The sequence below is a fragment of the Glaciecola petra genome (assembly GCF_031846345.1).
Classification (GTDB): domain Bacteria; phylum Pseudomonadota; class Gammaproteobacteria; order Enterobacterales; family Alteromonadaceae; genus Glaciecola; species Glaciecola petra.
Genome location: NZ_JAVRHX010000017.1, coordinates 1 through 837, shown reverse-complemented (window position 1 = coordinate 837; position 837 = coordinate 1). Strand labels below are relative to the sequence as shown.

The following is an 837-nucleotide window of genomic DNA, read 5'->3' as shown; positions in this document are numbered from 1 at the left end:
TATTAGGTGTTGTATGGTTAAGCCGCACGGGCAATTAGTACAGGTTAGCTTAACGCCTTACAACGCTTCCACACCCTGCCTATCAACGTTATCGTCTATAACAACCCTTTAGAGACCTTAAAGGTCTTGGGATGACTCATCTCTGGGCTCGCTTCCCGCTTAGATGCTTTCAGCGGTTATCGATTCCGAACGTAGCTACCGGGCAATGCAATTGGCATCACAACCCGAACACCAGCGGTCCGTCCACTCCGGTCCTCTCGTACTAGGAGCAGCTCCCATCAATCATCCAACGCCCACACCAGATAGGGACCGAACTGTCTCACGACGTTCTAAACCCAGCTCGCGTACCACTTTAAATGGCGAACAGCCATACCCTTGGGACCGACTTCAGCCCCAGGATGTGATGAGCCGACATCGAGGTGCCAAACACCGCCGTCGATATGAACTCTTGGGCGGTATCAGCCTGTTATCCCCGGAGTACCTTTTATCCGTTGAGCGATGGCCCTTCCATACAGAACCACCGGATCACTATGACCTACTTTCGTACCTGCTCGACGTGTCTGTCTCGCAGTTAAGCTGGCTTATGCCATTGCACTAACCTCCTGATGTCCGACCAGGATTAGCCAACCTTCGTGCTCCTCCGTTACACTTTGGGAGGAGACCGCCCCAGTCAAACTACCCACCAGACACTGTCCGCATCCCCGATAAGGGGACAACGTTAGAACATCAAACATACAAGGGTGGTATTTCAAGGGCAGCTCCACATCATCTAGCGACAATGCTTCATAGCCTCCCACCTATCCTACACATGTAGGGTCAATGTTCAGTGCCAAGCTG

General features: G+C 52.2%; 1 rRNA gene. It reads right to left on the bottom strand.

The annotated features are described in order from the left end of the window. Positions 1-13: 13 nt before the first annotated feature. Positions 14-837: ribosomal RNA gene (locus RM552_RS17670) — 23S ribosomal RNA — on the bottom strand; the annotation flags it as partial.